At 72.6% G+C, this 15,524-nt stretch carries 13 protein-coding genes; 3 read left to right on the top strand and 10 right to left on the bottom strand.

Annotated elements, in window-relative coordinates; all coding sequences use genetic code 11:
- Positions 1-178 precede the first annotated feature (178 nt).
- From OG917_RS12885 to OG917_RS12910, 6 genes are all read right to left on the bottom strand, one after another.
- Positions 179-2,494 (bottom strand): xanthine dehydrogenase family protein molybdopterin-binding subunit, encoded by a 2,316-nt coding sequence (locus OG917_RS12885; protein ID WP_328317727.1) that lies wholly within the window; start codon positions 2,492-2,494, stop codon positions 179-181.
- Positions 2,491-4,098, bottom strand: a complete 1,608-nt coding sequence (locus tag OG917_RS12890; protein ID WP_328317728.1) for a 2Fe-2S iron-sulfur cluster-binding protein — start codon at positions 4,096-4,098, stop codon at positions 2,491-2,493. The genes OG917_RS12885 and OG917_RS12890 overlap by 4 nt, the downstream gene beginning before the upstream one ends.
- Positions 4,095-4,991 (bottom strand): FAD binding domain-containing protein, encoded by an 897-nt coding sequence (locus tag OG917_RS12895; RefSeq protein ID WP_328317729.1) that lies wholly within the window; start codon positions 4,989-4,991, stop codon positions 4,095-4,097. Before OG917_RS12895 ends, OG917_RS12890 begins: the two co-directional genes overlap by 4 nt.
- 279 nt (positions 4,992-5,270) lie before the next feature.
- Positions 5,271-6,941: a beta-N-acetylhexosaminidase gene (locus tag OG917_RS12900; RefSeq protein WP_328317730.1), complete on the bottom strand. Its 1,671-nt coding sequence runs from the start codon at positions 6,939-6,941 to the stop codon at positions 5,271-5,273.
- Positions 6,942-7,178: 237 nt separating this feature from the next.
- Positions 7,179-7,472: a DUF3039 domain-containing protein gene (locus OG917_RS12905; RefSeq protein WP_164266014.1), complete on the bottom strand. Its 294-nt coding sequence runs from the start codon at positions 7,470-7,472 to the stop codon at positions 7,179-7,181.
- A gap of 30 nt (positions 7,473-7,502) precedes the next feature.
- A complete protein-coding gene (locus tag OG917_RS12910; protein WP_328321847.1) occupies positions 7,503-8,165 on the bottom strand; it encodes a YqgE/AlgH family protein in 663 nt (220 codons plus the stop codon).
- Positions 8,166-8,435: 270 nt separating this feature from the next.
- Here OG917_RS12910 and murA point away from each other — a divergent pair, with 270 nt between their 5' ends.
- Positions 8,436-9,782 (top strand): UDP-N-acetylglucosamine 1-carboxyvinyltransferase, encoded by a 1,347-nt coding sequence (murA, locus tag OG917_RS12915; protein ID WP_328317731.1) that lies wholly within the window; start codon positions 8,436-8,438, stop codon positions 9,780-9,782.
- Between the two features lie 94 nt (positions 9,783-9,876).
- Here the strand turns inward: murA and OG917_RS12920 are convergent, their stop codons facing one another.
- From OG917_RS12920 to OG917_RS12935, 4 genes are read right to left on the bottom strand one after another with little or no spacing between them, the layout of a single operon-like run.
- On the bottom strand, positions 9,877-10,926 hold the full coding sequence (locus OG917_RS12920) for an ABC transporter ATP-binding protein (protein ID WP_328317732.1): 1,050 nt from the start codon (positions 10,924-10,926) through the stop codon (positions 9,877-9,879).
- Complete coding sequence (locus OG917_RS12925) at positions 10,923-11,750, bottom strand: ABC transporter permease (RefSeq protein ID WP_443058951.1); 828 nt, start codon at positions 11,748-11,750, stop codon at positions 10,923-10,925. Before OG917_RS12925 ends, OG917_RS12920 begins: the two co-directional genes overlap by 4 nt.
- Entirely contained in the window at positions 11,738-12,637 is a 900-nt protein-coding gene (locus OG917_RS12930) for an ABC transporter permease (protein WP_328317734.1), read from the bottom strand. The genes OG917_RS12925 and OG917_RS12930 overlap by 13 nt, the downstream gene beginning before the upstream one ends.
- A gap of 2 nt (positions 12,638-12,639) precedes the next feature.
- Entirely contained in the window at positions 12,640-13,782 is a 1,143-nt protein-coding gene (locus OG917_RS12935; protein WP_328317735.1) for an ABC transporter substrate-binding protein, read from the bottom strand.
- Between the two features lie 263 nt (positions 13,783-14,045).
- On the opposite strand from OG917_RS12935, the gene OG917_RS12940 reads away from it, so the two are divergent.
- Both OG917_RS12940 and OG917_RS12945 read left to right on the top strand, forming a co-directional pair.
- Complete coding sequence (locus OG917_RS12940; RefSeq protein WP_328317736.1) at positions 14,046-14,804, top strand: GntR family transcriptional regulator; 759 nt, start codon at positions 14,046-14,048, stop codon at positions 14,802-14,804.
- Positions 14,801-15,487, top strand: coding sequence for an HAD family hydrolase (locus OG917_RS12945; protein WP_328317737.1), 687 nt, complete (start codon positions 14,801-14,803; stop codon positions 15,485-15,487). Before OG917_RS12940 ends, OG917_RS12945 begins: the two co-directional genes overlap by 4 nt.
- The last annotated feature ends 37 nt before the right edge of the window (positions 15,488-15,524 follow it).

The raw sequence follows: 15,524 nt of genomic DNA on the forward strand, positions 1-15,524 counted from the left end.
GAGCGGAAAGCGGCATCCTCCGGGCGGTGCGGGAGGGCCCATATGTGTGATGTGCGCACGAACCGACTGCGGGAAGGGAGTTGGTGTGCTGCGGCCGGCAGGGTCCGGTCGGCCCCCGGGGCCGCGCACAGCGGAGGAGAAAGGAACCGGCGGCCCGGGGGCGGCGCCCCCGGAGCCCTCAGCCCGTGACCACCGCGGCCTGCGGCCGGATCGGGAGCCGGCTGACCGGGCGCCCGGTCGCGGCCCGGACCGCTGCCGCCACCGCGGCGGGAGACGTGACCACCGGCACCGCGCTCGCCGCCTTCGCGCCGAACGAGGCCACCACGTCGCGTTCCTCGATGAGTTTCACGATGCGGATGTCCGGCGTGTCCAGGGAGGTGGGCAGCGCGTAACCGGTGAGGTCCGGGTGGCGGACCACGCCCCGTGTCGTACGGAGGTTCTCGGTGAGGGCCGCGCCGACGCCCTGGGTGACGCCCGCCTCGATACGGGAGGCGAGCAGCCGCGGGTTGAGGACCCGGCCGACATCCTGGGCGACGGCCATCTCCACGACCCGGACCGAGCCGAGTTCGATGTCGACGTCCACCACCGCGCGGATCGCGCAGAAGGCGAGACCGACGAAGGCGTCGCCCTGGCCCGACTCGTCGAGCGGCTCGGTCGGATGGGGGCGGCACTGGGCGGTCGCCCAGAGCTCCTTGCCGTCCATGGCCTCGGTGACCGTCGTGGAGAGCACCCCGTCGTACGAGGTGATCTTGCCGTCGGCGATCTGGAGCAGCTCGGTGGACATGCCGAACTGGTGGGCCAGCGGCTGGAGCAGCTGGGTACGGACCATCTTCGCCGCCCGCTCCACCGCGCCGCCGGAGACCCAGGTGTGCCTGCCGTGCGTGGCGGGCCCGGCCGGGGGCTGGTCGGTGTCGACCGACGCGACATGGACCTCCTCGATACCGAGGGTGTCCTGGACGATCTGCCGGGCCAGCGTGGAGAAGCCCTGGCCGGTCTCGACCGCGGCGCAGATGACCGTGGCGACGCCGTCGTGGACCTTGACCGTGGCCGTGGAGACCTCGTCGGCTCCCTCGGCGCCGAGCATGTGGACCATGCCCAGCGCGTAGCCGACCCCGCGGCGCACCGCGCCGGGCTCGCCCGCACCCTCCGGGCCGCCGGGCAGCAGCCAGTCGTCCTCCGGGGTGTCCTTGGGCAGCGCGGGCAGCGGGAAGTCCTTGACGGCGTGCAGCAGTTCGGCGACGGGGGCCGGGCAGGTGACGGGCTGTCCCGTGGGCAGCAGGTCCCCGGTGGCCAGCACGTTGCGCAGCCGCAGTTCCGCCGGGTCCATGGAGAGTCTCGCCGCGAGCTTGTCCATCTGGCCCTCGTACGCGGCGCAGACCTGGAGCGCGCCCTCGCCGCGGACGTGGCCGGACGGCGGGTTGTTCGTACGGACCGCCCAGCCCTCGATGAAGGCGTGCGGGACGACGTAGGGACCGCAGGCGAACGCGACGGCCGCCGCAAGCGATTCGGACGAGGCGTCGGCGTACGCCCCCGCGTCCAGCAGGATCTGCGCCTCGACCTTCACCAGGCGGCCGTCGGCGTCCGCGTGGTGGCGGTAGCGCAGCAGGGTGGGGTGGCGGTGGGCGTGGCCGAGGAAGGACTCCTCGCGGGTCGCGGCCAGCTTGACCGGGCAGCCGGTCTTCAGCGCGAGCAGACCGAGCGGGAGCTGGAAGCTGGTGTCCTCGCGGTCACCGGTCGCGCCTGGCACCCCGGTCACCACGACCTTGACCCGGTCGGGCTCCAGGCCGAAGCAGGCGGCGGCCAGATCGCGGTCGGTGTGCGGGTCGGTCGAGGCCGTGTAGATCTCGACCCCGCCGTCGGGCCGGGGCACGGCGAGTCCGGCCTCGGCCCCGATGGGGGCCGGGTCCTGGCGGCCGATCCGGTAGAGGCCTTCGACGATGACCTCGCCGGTGATGTCCGGGTCTCCGAACCGCAGCGGGATGTGGCGGATCAGATTGCCGTCGGGGTGCAGCGGTTCGGCCTCGAAGGCCTGTTCCGGGTCGGTGACCGGTTCCAGCACCTCGTACTCGACCGCGATGGCGGCAGCGGCGAGCCGGGCGGTGTCCGGGTGGTCGGCGGCGACCGCGGCGATGGCCTCGCCGTGGTGGCGGACCAGTTCGGAGGCGAAGACGGGCCGGTCGGCGACCGTGCGGCCGTGGGCGGCATCGCCGGGGATGTCGGCGTGCGTGACCACCGCGCGGACGCCGGGCATCGCGGACGCCTCGGACGTGTCGATGGAGAGGATCCGGGCGTGCGGGTGCGCGGAGCGCAGCACGGCCGCCCAGAGGAGGCCCTCGGCCCACAGGTCGGACGCGTAGGGGAAGGTGCCCTCGGTCTTCGCGCGGGCGTCGGCCGGGGCCAGCGAGGCGCCGAGCCCGTGCGCCGGCGGCTCCTGCTCCGGGCCCTCCGTCTCCGGGGTGTTCGCGGTGGCCGCGGTGGCCGCGTCGCTGCTCACGCCATGCCTCCGTCGTGCTGCTGCGGGTTGGCCGGCTGCATGCCGCCGGACCCGGGTGCTGCCTGGTGCGGGATACGGGCCTCTTCGGTCGCGGCGCCGGTCGCCGCACGCCCGGCGACCACCTCGCCCACCGCGTCCAGCACACCCCGGTAGCCGGAGCAGCGGCAGAGGTTGCCGCACAGGGCCTGTCTTGTTTCGAGCTCCGTCGGGGCGTGGTTGCCCTCCAGGAGGTCGTGGACCGTCATCGCCATGCCCGGGATGCAGAAGCCGCACTGGACGGCTCCGCACTCGGCGAGCGCCCGCTGCACGTCCGAGGGTTCGCCGTTGACGGCGAGGCCCTCGACCGTACGGACCTCGGAGCCCGCCGTGGTGGCCGCGGGGACCAGGCAGGACGCGACGAGGCGGCCGTCCACCTGGACGTTGCAGGCTCCGCACTCGCCCTGCGAGCAGCCGTCCTTGGCACCCGCGAGGCCGAGCCGCTCCCGCAGGACGTAGAGCAGCGACTCGCCGATCCAGGCGTCCGTGACGGGGCGGTCGGTGCCGTTCACGCGCAGGACGTAGGAGGCGGGCGTGTGCTCGCTCCAGGCGGCAGCGGGGGGCTCACCGGGCGCGGTAGCGGGATCGTGGTGCGCCGGGTCGGGACCGGGCGCGGGCGGGGCGGTCTGCGGCTCCGCCACGGGCGGTGCGCCGGACTCGGCCGCGCGGGGGGCCGGGACGTCAGGAGCCGGAGCCGGGTGCGGGATCTGCGCGTCGTGCGGGATCTGCGCGTCGTGCGGGCCCTGTTCGGCGCCGGGCCCGGGCTCGCCGTCACGGTCCGTTCCGTAACCGGCTTCGTCAGGCGGCTCCGGTTCGTAACCGGCCTCCGGTGCGTCCGGTTCGCCGGCCGCTCCGGCCGGTTCCACCCCGGCCGGTTCCGCCCCGGCGGACGGTTCGGCGGGCAGCCCCTGTTCGTCCTGGGGTACGGGGGTGCCGTCCGCCGGGGTCCCCTGGTCCGCCTCGGGCTCCGCGGGTACGGCCCACGGCGCGGGCGCGCCGCCGGGCAGCGTCGCCGGGCGCGCCAGCGAGGAGGCGGTGTACTCGCCGGACTCCTCGGGGACGTCCCCCTCGGCGACCGGGATCGTCCACTGTCCTGTGAGATCCCCGCCGTGCTGATGCTGCTGGTGGTGCGGCTGTTCGGGGACGTGCGAGCCCTGTGCGTCGGCGAACGTCCACTGGCCCGTGGCCCTGGGGTCCTGCGGGTACGCCTGCCCGGCGTACGGGTCCTGCGCGGGCTCCGGCCAGTAGGGCGTCCCGGGGGCCTGCGGCTGATGCGCCTGCTGGTGCGCGTCGGGGTGCTGGTGCGGCTGCTGCGACGGATCGGGCTGCTGCCCGGGCGCCTGCGGCATCTGCGGCACCGACCACTGTCCGGTGGCACCCGGGTCGGTGCCCGCCGCTGGGGTCAGCGGCAGGATCATCGGCGGTACGTAGCCGTGACCCGGCGCGGCCAGCGGGGCGCCGGACGGGTCCATGTCGTCGGGGAGCTGTACGAACGCGGTGGCCTCGGCGTCGTACTCGCCGCCCTGCGGGACCGGCTGCCAGCCGCCCCGGTCGTCGTTGGTGGTCACGAGAGTGCCCTCCCCAGTGCTCGCCGGGCCAGTGCGGCGACGGTCCGCCGCAGGTGCAGTACGGCCGGAGGCAGCGGCTGCGCCTCTCCCCCGTCGGGGGGCGGTGCCGCTTCGGGGATGCAGGCGGCGGCGACGTACTCACCGAAGGCGGTGAGCGCCTCCTGCGCCAGCCCGCGCTCCCCGTCCCAGTCGATGAGCGAGGCGATCCACTGCTCGGCCTCCATGGGCCGCAGCGGCATCGGTGCGACGGCTCCGACCGCGCAGCGGACGCCGCGCCTTGCCGGGTCGAGGACCACCGCTACCGACGCGGTGGCGCGGCCGGGGCCGGTACGCCCGGTGGCCTTGAGGAAGACCTGGGGCGCGTGCAGCAGCGGCACCCGTACGAAGCCCACGAGTTCGGCGGGCTGGAGCATGTCCCGCCCCGCGAGCAGGTGCGACACCGGGGTCTCGCGGCGGGAGCCGTCCGGTCCCGCGACGACCAGGGTGGCCTCCAGCGCGGCGAGGACGGGCAGCGCGTCGCCGGTCGGCGCGGCGGTGACGATGTTGCCGCCGAGCGTGCCCGCGTTGCGGATCTGCGGCGGGCCCGCGGCGCGCGCGGCTGCGGCCAGTGCGGGGATGAGCGCGGCGAAGTCCGGCCGCCCCATCCGGGCGTGGGTGAGGCCGGCGCCGAGCAGGGCGTGGCCGTCCTGGTAGTGCCAGCCGCGGATCTCGCTGATCCGGCCGAGCCCGACGAGTCCCGTGGGCCGCAGGAGCCCCGAGTTCACCGCTGCCATCAGATCGGTGCCACCCGCGACGGGGACGGCGGCAGGCATGGCCGTCAGTGCCGTCACAGCCTCGTCGAGCGACGCCGGCAGCGTCACGGACTGCGCCGCCTGCGGTGCGTGCGTGGTCAACCCAGCTGCCCCTTCCCGGTGTCCCGGCTGTCCCGCCTGTTGCGCCGTACGGTACGTGCTCGGAGCCCGGACGTGGCAACTCTGGCACATCTTCCGGACTGCCCGACGGGAGGGTCCGCGAAGGGCAGATCCATCCCTTCCCAGACTGAACGTCCGCATTCACGCGGGATGGCCGCGAACTGCCCATTACCGCTCTTCTGCACGCGTTGCCCGAGTTGTTCGGCCCGGAGGTTCACCGTTCCGGAGGGGCGGGAAGCCGGCACCCACCCGGCCACGCGCTCACACGTTCGGGGGCGGTCCCTCGATCGGGCGTCCGAGATCCGCCGCGGTCAGCCCGTCCGGCGCGGGGCGGCGCTGCGCGGGCAACGGGCCGCCGGGCGGACGGTACTGGACGCCGAGCGCGTCGAGCCGGGCGTAGTGCGCCACCATCCGGTGGGAGAACCCGGCGAAGTCCCGGGCGGCCGGCTCCGGCAGCGCCGACCAGGCGACCTCGGCGAAGGCGGCGAGCCTCGGGAACAGCTGGTAGTCCACCCGGCTCTGGTTCTCCGTCACCTCGGTCCAGAGGTTGGCCTGGGTGCCGAGGACATGGGTGGCTGCCTCCGGGCCCAGCTGCGGCGGTACGGGTTCGAAGCGGTAGACGTCCTCCAGGGTGCGGACCCAGCCGATGGGCATCGGCTCGTCCTCGGCACCGTCCTCGCGGAAGTTCAGATACACCTGCTGCTCGGGGCACATGACCACGTCGTGGCCTGCCTCGGCCGCGGCGATCCCGCCCGCGTAACCGCGCCAGGACGAGACGGTCGCGCCGGGCGCGAGACCGCCCTCCAGGATCTCGTCCCAGCCGATGAGGCGGCGGCCCCGCTCGGCGAGCCAGCCGTCGAAGTGCCGGATGAACCACGCCTGGAGCCCGTCCTCGTCGCCGAGGCCCAGCTCTTCGATCTTCGCCTGGGCTGCCGCCGACTTCCTCCACTGCTCCTTGGGGCACTCGTCGCCGCCGAGGTGGATGAAGGGCGAGGGGAAGAGGGCGAGGACCTCCTCCAGTACGCCCTCGTAGAAGCGCAGCGAACTCTCCGCCGGGGCGAGCACATTGGGGTTGACCCCCCAGGTGTCCCACACGGTCAGGGCGGACGTGTCGATGACGTCGGCGTTGCCGAGCTCCGGATAGGCGGCGATGGCGGCCTGCGAGTGCCCCGGGACGTCGATCTCGGGAACGACGGTGATGTGCCGTTCGGCCGCGTACGCGACGATCTCCCGGATGTCGTCCTGGGTGTAGTAACCGCCGTGCGGCTTCTCGTCCCAGAGCGGTGAGGCGCGGTGTCCCCACTTCGTACGCGAGCGCCAGGCGCCGACCTCGGTCAGCAGCGGGTAGCGCTTGATCTCGATGCGCCAGCCCTGGTCGTCGGTGAGATGGAAGTGGAAGACGTTGAGCTTGTGGGCGGCGAGGAGGTCGAGGTAGCGCAGCACGCCTTCCTTGGGCATGAAGTGCCGTGCCACGTCGAGCATCATGCCGCGCCAGGCGAACCGGGGGCGGTCCTCGATGGAGCAGGCGGGGAGCCGCCACGGGGCGCCCGGGCGCAGCGGCGCCCGCCGGAAGGCGCCGGGGCCGAACAGCTGACGCAGCGTCTGCGCACCCCAGAACAGGCCGGCCGCGCTGCCGCCGCGCAGGAGGACACCCTCGCCGTCGACGCGGAGCGCGTATCCCTCGGGACCGAGCGGGGCCGCGGTGTCGATCCGCAGCCGGATCACCCCGCCGGCGGCACCCTCCCCGGAAGCGGGACCGGACACGGAGGCCGGCCCGAGGGGCAGTCCGGTCGCGTCACCGAGCGCCTGGCGCAGCCACCGGGTGACCCCCTCGGTGCCAGGGCCGGAGTCGACGACCGTCGCGGCGTCCACGGTGAACGCCCCGGTGTCCTGCGTGTCCTGTGCGCCGAGAGGCGCGGGAATCAGATCCATGCGCCCATCCTGCCGGACCTACCGGCAAGTGGCATAGACCAATTGGGCGGCAAAGCGCGGGAGCGCCTGACGGACCGGGCGGACGGCAGGACGCGGCGCCGACCTGCGGAGGAAGCGCGGCACGTGGGTGCGACGGCCGGGGCAGGGCCGGCCGGCCGGCCCGGGCACGCGACGGCGGCGGCCCGCCTCCCGGAGGAGGGGCGGGGCCGCGCCGTACGCCCGCGGTGGAACGGGGTGTTACTTCTTGCCGCCGTCCTTGCCGCCCTTGTCCTTGTCGCCTCCGGCGCCCATGGACTCGTAGATCTCCTTGCACATGGGGCAGACCGGATACTTCTTCGGGTCGCGGCCCGGCACCCAGACCTTGCCGCACAGTGCGACCACAGGCGTGCCTTCCAGCGCGCTCGCCATGATCTTGTCCTTCTGGACATAGTGGGCGAAGCGCTCGTGGTCGCCGTCGCCGTTCGACACCTGCGGCGTCGGCTCTACGAGGGTCCCCGTACCTGCCCCGCGCTCGGGCTCAAGAGTGCTCATGGGGGCCAAGGGTACTGACTCGGTCCGCCTTCAGTTCAGCGAAGGGTCGTCCGGATAGGTGGCGACCATCGCAAGACCACTCCGCTGGCGCCTCAGCACCGACCGCCACAGCCCGTCCGGCTCGGGCGACGACACGTCGCCGGGCTCGGAATCCACCACGTACCAGGCCCCCGCGGTCACCTCCGCGGCCAGCTGCCCCGGGCCCCAGCCCGCGTACCCGGCGAAGATCCGCAGCGAACCGAGCGCCGCCGCGAGCAGTTCGGGCGGGGTCTCCAGATCGACCAGGCCGATCGCGCCGTGCACCCGCCGCCAGCCGACAGGGTCGTTCCGGTCGGCGCGCCGCCGCAGCCCCGCGGCCGCGTCACCCCACGGCCTGCGCCGGGGAGTGGGCTCGTCGATGGCCGCGACCTCGCGCGGCGCGCCGCCGCTGCCGCCCGGGATCACCGCGATGCCCAGCGCCGACTCCAGCGAGACCGGGCCGCCCTGGAAGACGACCCCGGGCTCCGCCGTGAGCTGCTCCCAGCCCGCCAGGACGTCACCGACGGCGACCGGGGTCGGGCGGTTGAGGATCACGCCGAGCGAGCCCTCCGCGTCGTGGTCGAGGACGAGCACCACGGCGCGGTCGAAATTCGGGTCCGCCAGGGCGGGGGTGGCAACCAGCAGCCGCCCTGTGAGCGAGGACACCTCCGTCATGGCAGACATGATCCCGCACATTCGCGCCCCGCGGGGCACGGGGCCGGGAGCGCGCACCCGGCGCAGCTCAGCGCGGCAGGAGCGCGGTCCTGCGGGCGGCTGCGGCGCGCCCCGCGACGGAGGCACCGTGTGACTGATTCCGTACGGAGCGTGTTGTAGCGAAGTCATGACGCACGAGAGCCCCCCTGTGCCTTATGGAAGGGGGGTGTTCGCCCCTTACCCTTTGAGACTGCCCCTCTGTCCACCCTCCTCCACCGGAACGCGAGATTCATGACCGGCACTGGCACCGACGATGTCCTGCTCGTCCACGGCGGTAACCCGCTCGAGGGCGAGATCCGCGTTCGTGGCGCGAAGAACCTCGTGCCCAAGGCGATGGTCGCCGCCCTGCTCGGCAGCGGTCCGAGCCGACTGCGCAATGTGCCCGACATCCGGGACGTGCGCGTCGTGCGCGGGCTGCTCCAGCTGCACGGAGTGACCGTCCGCCCCGGTGAGGAACCGGGCGAGCTGATCCTCGACCCGTCGCACGTCGAGAGCGCCAACGTCGCGGACATCGACGCGCACGCGGGCTCGTCGCGTATCCCGATCCTCTTCTGCGGCCCGCTGCTGCACCGTCTGGGGCACGCGTTCATCCCCGGCCTCGGCGGCTGTGACATCGGCGGCCGGCCGATCGACTTCCACTTCGAGGTGCTCCGCCAGTTCGGCGCGACGATCGAGAAGCGGGCGGACGGCCAGTACCTGGAGGCCCCGCAGCGGCTGCGCGGCTGCAAGATCCGGCTGCCCTACCCGTCGGTCGGCTCGACCGAGCAGGTCCTGCTGACGGCCGTGCTCGCCGAGGGCGTCACCGAGCTGTCGAACGCGGCCGTGGAGCCGGAGATCGAGGACCTCATCTGCGTACTGCAGAAGATGGGCGCGATCATCTCCATGGACACCGACCGGACGATCCGGATCACCGGTGTCGACCAGCTCGGCGGTTACAACCACCGGGCGCTGCCGGACCGCCTGGAGGCGGCGTCCTGGGCCTCGGCGGCGCTGGCGACCGAGGGAAACATCTATGTGCGCGGCGCCCAGCAGCGTTCGATGATGACGTTCCTCAACACCTTCCGCCGGGTCGGCGGTGCCTTCGAGATCGACGACGAGGGCATCCGCTTCTGGCACCCGGGCGGCCCGCTCAACGCCATCGCGCTGGAGACGGACGTCCACCCCGGCTTCCAGACCGACTGGCAGCAGCCGCTGGTGGTGGCGCTGACGCAGGCGAGCGGCCTCTCCATCGTCCACGAGACGGTGTACGAGTCCCGGCTCGGCTTCACCTCCGCGCTGAACCAGATGGGCGCCCACATCCAGCTGTACCGCGAGTGCCTGGGCGGCTCGGACTGCCGCTTCGGCCAGCGCAACTTCCTGCACTCGGCGGTCGTCAGCGGCCCCACCAAGCTGCAGGGCGCCGACCTGGTCATCCCCGACCTGCGCGGCGGCTTCTCGTATCTGATCGCCGCGCTGGCGGCACAGGGCACTTCACGGGTGCACGGCATCGACCTCATCAACCGCGGCTACGAGAACTTCCTCGACAAGCTGATCGAGCTGGGCGCGAAGGTCGAGCTGCCGGGAGCCTCGCTGGTCTGATCGCCCGCGGGCGAGCTCCGTCCGGCCAGGAGGGCGGGGCGCCGGAGGCCGCGGTACACCCGCGCCCTCCGCCGCCCCGCCCTCCGGCGTCGCCTCACCGCTCGGCGACCAGCACCGGGTTCTCGTGCGGGGTGAGGGTGCAGCGGGTGCCCACCGTGAGCAGGCCGGCCTCCCAGCTCGGCAGGTCGGCCTTGAGCGCGAGGCCGCTGTCCGTGGTGAGGTGCAGCCGGGTGGTGGGACCGAGGAAGGTCGCCACCCGCACGGTCGCCTCCGTCCCCTCGCCCGCGCCGGCCGCCCCGACCGCGAGCCCTTCCGGGCGCAGCAGGACATCGACCTCGCGGCCGGTGGCCGGAGCGTCCCCGTGGATGGGGAGGCGCCGGCCGAAGAGCTCCACCACTCCGCCGTCGCGGACCGTGCCCGGCAGCCGGTTCATGGTGCCCACGAACTCGGCCACGAACGGCGTCGCCGGGCGCTCGTACAGCTCGGAGGGGGCCGCGCACTGCTCAAGCCTGCCGTCCTTCATCACGGCGACCCGGTCGGCCATGGACAGCGCCTCCTCCTGGTCGTGCGTGACGAAGACCGTGGTGATCGCCAGCTCCAGCTGGATGCGGCGGATCTCCTCGCGCAGTGTGAGCCGCACCTTGGCGTCCAGCGCCGACAGCGGTTCGTCGAGGAGCAGTACCTGCGGCTGCACGGCGAGCGCGCGGGCGAGCGCCACGCGCTGCTGCTGGCCGCCGGAGAGCTGGTGCGGGTAGTGGTCCCCGCGGCCGGGCAGGCCGACCAGTTCGAGGAGTTCGGCGGAGCGCGTACGCCGCTCCGCCGCCGCCCGGCCGCGTACCCGCAGCCCGTAGGCCACGTTCTCGGCCGCGGTCATGTTCGGGAAGAGGCTGTACGACTGGAACACCATGCCGATGTCGCGCCGGTGGGCCGGGACCGAGGTGACGTCCCGCCCGTCCATCAGCAGTTCGCCGCTGTCCGCCGTCTCGAACCCCGCGATGATGCGCAGCGCGGTGGTCTTCCCGCAGCCGGACGGCCCGAGGAGCGCGACCAGTTCGCCCGGGCCGATGTCCAGGTCGAGTCCGGCGAGTGCCACCGTGGAACCGAAGTCCCTCCGCAGGTTCCTGAGTTGTACGGGAACGCTCATCGTGTGGTCTTCCTTCGGTTGCGGCCGCCGGCCAGGGTCGTGAGCAGGAGCAGCAGCCCCCAGCTGATCAGGAGACTCAACATCGCAGCGGCGACGGAGAGCTGAGCCTCGCTGTCGCCGACCTGCACCATCCAGACGGCGAACGGGGCGAAGCCCAGGACGGAGGCGACGGTGTACTCGCCGAGCACCATGGCCAGGCTGAGCACGGCGCCGCCGATCACCGCGGAGCGCAGGTTCGGTACGACGACCCGCAGCAGGGTCTGGGTGCGCGAGGCACCGAGGCTCCGGGATGCCTCGACGAGCGTACGGAGGTCGACGGCGCGCAGCCCCGCGTCCAGCGACCGGAAGAGGAACGGCAGTGACATCACCGTGTAGACCAGGACCAGGATCAGCGGGAAGTCCTTGTTCTGCAGGGCCTGGAAGGTCCCGTAGAGCGGGGTCGTGGCGAGGTCCTGCTGCCAGGACAGGACGGTGCTGACGCCCGCGACCAGGGCGATCGGGGGCACCACCAGCGGCATCATGGAGAGAATCTCGACCGTGCGCCGGAGCCCGGGGAAGTACAGGGCGACGGCGACCGTCGTGGGCACCATCAGGGCGAGCCCGAGGACGACGGTGGCCAGCCCGAGCCCCAGGGAGAGCAGCAGACTGCTGGTCATCCCGTCGGAGCCGAGGCCCTTGGTGTACGGGTCGAAGCTGATCCCGTCGGCGTTGTCGACCGTGAACCAGAGTGAGGCCAGGACCGGCACCAGGAAGTAGAGCGCGGCCAGTGCGAGCACCGGGCCGCGGGTGCGCCCGGCCGTGCCTGCTGTCGTCATCCGAGCCATCGTGCACTCCGTCGCTGCAGCGGGATCTGTACGGCCATCACGAGGAGGGCGATCACGACCATGTTGAGGCTCATGGCGAGCGCCAGGTTCTCCTGGCCCGCCAGGACGTTGCCGTTCAGGGCGTTGGAGATCTGGAGGGTGATCAGCGGCACCGAACTGCCCGTCATCACGGCCGCGGTGGCCTGGGAGGCGAAGGCGGTGCCGAACATCAGGACCGCCCCTCCGAGCAGCGAGGGCGTGAGGACCGGGATGCCGATGTGCAGCCAGAACTGCCGGCGGGTGGCACCGCAGGACGCGGCGGCCTCCTGCCACTGGGTGCGCAGTCCGTCCAGCGCGGGCAGCACGGTCACCACCATCAGCGGAATCATGAAGTAGAGGTAGGCGAGCACCAGGCCGGTGAAGCTGTAGAGGCTGAAGCCGGTGGAGTGCAGTGACAGCAGCCTGGTGAGCGTGCCGGTGGTACCGAGCGTGGCGATGAAGGCGAAGGCGAGGGGTGCGCCGCTGAAGTTGGCGAACACCCCGGAGGCCGCGACGACCGCCTTGCGCAGTGCGGGACGCTTCGAGGTGGCGACGGCCTGGGCGATCAGCGCGCCGAGGACAGTGGCCAGCAGGGCGCTGACGACGGAGAGTTCGACGGATCCGGTGAGGCCGGTCGCGTACGCCCCGGAGAGCGAGCTGCTGACGTTGTCGGTGCCGAACCGCGCCGCGCCGCCCGCCGGGTCGGTGACCATGAAGGCGTTGTACGCCATGGTCCCCGCGGGGAGGCCGAAGCAGAGGGCGAGGAAGACGAAGTACGGGAGGACGGCGGGCCAGCGGTGGCGGCCCCGGCGGCGTACGGCCGGTTTCGCCCCGGCGGCGACCGCCGTACCAACGGCTTGGTCGGCCATCGTCAGCTGACCGCCTTGGCCCAGCCCTGCACGACGGCCTCCTTGGCCTTGGCCTCCTGCGCGGGGCTCGCGGTCTTCGGTGTGCCCTTCACGTCGGGGAGCGCGGCCGCGGCCTTGTCGGCGGTGCCGTTCTTCTCCATCACGTCGAGCAGGGCGGGCCGGGAGAAGCCGCGCAGCCAGATGTTCTGGCCCTCGGTGCTGTAGATGAACTCCAGCCACAGACGGGCGGCAGCCGGGTGCGGGGCGTACTTGTTGACGCCCTGGTTGTAGTAGTTGGAGTACTCGGCGTCGGACGGCGCCGTGACCTTCCAGTCGACGCCCTTGGCCTTCAGCTTCGCGCCGTAGCCGAGGTTGAGGTAGTCCCAGTCGATCGAGATCGGGGTCTCGCCCTTCTGGATGGTGGCCAGGGTGGACTCGGCGGGGACGTAGTTGCCCTTCTTCTTCAGCTCCTTGAAGAAGTCCAGGCCGGGCTGTACGTCGTCGAGCGTGCCGCCGTTGGCCAGCGTGGCGGCGAAGACGGCGGCCAGAGCCGAACTGGACTCGCCCGGGTTGCCGTTCAGGGCGACCTTGTCCTTGTACTCGGGCTTCAGCAGGTCCTTGAAGGTCTTCGGGCAGTGCGCGACGGCCTTGGCGTCGCAGCCGATCGAGATGTAGCCGCCGTAGTTGTTCATGTACGAGCCGTCGGCCTGCTTCTGCGCGGCGGGTATGCCGTTCCAGCCGGTGACCTTGTACGGGGCGAGCAGCTTCTGCGCCTTGGCCTGCTGCATGTACGCGGTGCCGAGGTCGAGCGCGTCGACGGCCCGGTCCTGGCCCTTGCGCTTCGCCGCGGCGTTGAGTGCCTGCTGGCTGCTGCCGCCGGGGTTCTCGTTGTTGACCTTGATTCCGTACTTCTTCCGGAAGGCCGAGATCATCTCGCCGTAGTTGGCCCAGTCGGGGGCGAGCGCGTAGACGTTCAGCGTGCCTTCCTTCTTGGCCGCCTTGGCGAGGGCCGCCATCCCGCCGAGATCCGCTGCCGACGACGCCTTGGCCGCCTTGCTGTTCGCGGCGTCGGCGGTGGGAGCGGCCCCGCAGCCACTGGCCACCGTCGCGGTCGCGAGCACGGCTGCCGCGATGGATGCGAAGCGGGCCGGTCGGGATGGGTTCACGTTGTACTCCTGCGATTCAAGGCCAGCCACTTGTCTGGACAAGCCATCAGTCAGTAAGCCTGGGCAAGCTAACAGCAAGACGACCGGCAAACAACCCCGAACGATCCTAAAAACCGCAGGTCAGAAGCGTTATAGAAGTTTTGGTTTAAGATCGCGCGGATCGGTGAGACACATACATCGAACCTCCGTGGGATGCATGACGGTGTGCACAGATGACATGATCAGCCGTCGCCCGGAACACCGGGCCCACCAGGAGGAGACACGTGACCCGACGGCATCAGGAGATTGCCGACGCTCTCCGCCGTGACCTCGCGGAAGACCGGTTTCCGGTCGGTTCCGCGCTGCCGTCGGAGACCGATCTGGCAGCGGTGCACCGCGTCTCGCGCGGCACCGTCCGGCAGGCTCTGGCGACGCTGGTCGCCGAAGGCCTGCTCGGATCCCGGCAGGGCACGCGCCACACTGTGCTGAGCACCACACCCCGTCAGAGTTTCACCGAATTGCGCAGTTTCGCGCAGTGGGCGCGGACCGGCGGGCATGTCCCGGGCGGGCTCGTCCGGGACTCGGTGCGCGGCGGCGCGAGTGCCGAGGAGGCAGCTCTCCTCCAACTGGCACCCGGTGACGGCGTGCTGCGCGTCCTGCGGCTGCGCACGCTGGACGGTGCCCCGGTCCTGCTGGAGCGGACGGTGTACGCGGGGTGGACGGCCGGCGCCGTCGAAGCACTGCCCGCCGACTGCGAGTCCGTCACCCAGCGGCTGCTCGACGACACGGGGCTGGTCTTCGCGCACGGCGAGCACCATCTGGACGCCGTCGCCGCGGGCACCCTGGACGCCCGCGAGCTGCGGGTGCGCCGCGGCAGTCCGCTGCTGCGGGTGCGGCGCACCACCCTCACCGCCGACGGGCGGCCCGTCGAGACCTCCGACGACCGCTACCGCCCCGGCTCGGTCGTCTTCACCGTACGCAACTCCATACAGGCCAACCCCCTGGCCCGTACCGCACCGGAACAGAAAAGCGAGCCCTCATGACGCTCCCCGCAGCACTGCTGTGCGACATGGACGGCACCCTGGTCGACACCGAGCACGCCTGGCTGCAGACCGTCGCCCGGCTGCTCGGTGCGGCGGGCGTCCCCGCCGGGCCCGGCATCGTGTCCGCCTACGCCGGGGCTCCGGTGGCCGACGCGGCGGAACGCGCGGTCCGCGAGCACGGTGTCGGCCTGACGGTGGAGGACGTGGCGGCCCGCCTCGACCGCGACTTCACCCGGAGCGTGGCGTCCGGTGTCACCGTGCAGCCGGGCGCCCTGCGCCTGCTCGACCAGGCGGCGGCGCTGGGCATCCCGGTGGCGCTGGTCACCGCATCGGAGCGGCATGTGGCGGACATGGTCCTCGACGCGCTCGGCGCGCACCGGTTCGCGGCCTCCGTCGCCTCGGGCGAGTCGGCGCGCGGAAAGCCCCACCCGGACCCGTATCTGGCGGCGGCGGCGGCTCTGGGGGCCGATCCGGCCCGCTGTCTCGCCGTGGAGGACACGCCGACCGGCGCCGCGGCGGCACTGGCCGCGGGGTGCCGCCTGCTGGCCGTGCCCACGGTCCCGGGCATCGCCGCTGGCCCCCGCACCACCTTCGCCGCTTCGCTCGCAGACGTGGACCTGCAGACGTTCCGGGAGGACGCGGGCCGGGAGCGCGGCGCGGACTCCGGGGCCCGGCGGGTCTGAGGGCGCGGACACGGACGGATACGGGCCCCCGGGGCGG

This window comes from Streptomyces sp. NBC_00388, assembly GCF_036061255.1.
Taxonomy (GTDB): domain Bacteria; phylum Actinomycetota; class Actinomycetes; order Streptomycetales; family Streptomycetaceae; genus Streptomyces.

Bases quoted from the DNA above. Each gene is read 5' to 3' on its own strand.
- OG917_RS12900 (WP_328317730.1), bottom strand. From the start codon at position 6,941: ATGGATCTGATTCCCGCGCCTCTCGGCGCACAGGACACGCAGGACACC.
- OG917_RS12905 (WP_164266014.1), bottom strand. From the start codon at position 7,472: ATGAGCACTCTTGAGCCCGAGCGCGGGGCAGGTACGGGGACCCTCGTA.
- OG917_RS12910 (WP_328321847.1), bottom strand. From the start codon at position 8,165: ATGACGGAGGTGTCCTCGCTCACAGGGCGGCTGCTGGTTGCCACCCCC.
- murA (WP_328317731.1), top strand. From the start codon at position 8,436: ATGACCGGCACTGGCACCGACGATGTCCTGCTCGTCCACGGCGGTAAC.
- OG917_RS12920 (WP_328317732.1), bottom strand. From the start codon at position 10,926: ATGAGCGTTCCCGTACAACTCAGGAACCTGCGGAGGGACTTCGGTTCC.
- OG917_RS12925 (WP_443058951.1), bottom strand. From the start codon at position 11,750: ATGGCTCGGATGACGACAGCAGGCACGGCCGGGCGCACCCGCGGCCCG.
- OG917_RS12930 (WP_328317734.1), bottom strand. From the start codon at position 12,637: ATGGCCGACCAAGCCGTTGGTACGGCGGTCGCCGCCGGGGCGAAACCG.
- OG917_RS12945 (WP_328317737.1), top strand. From the start codon at position 14,801: ATGACGCTCCCCGCAGCACTGCTGTGCGACATGGACGGCACCCTGGTC.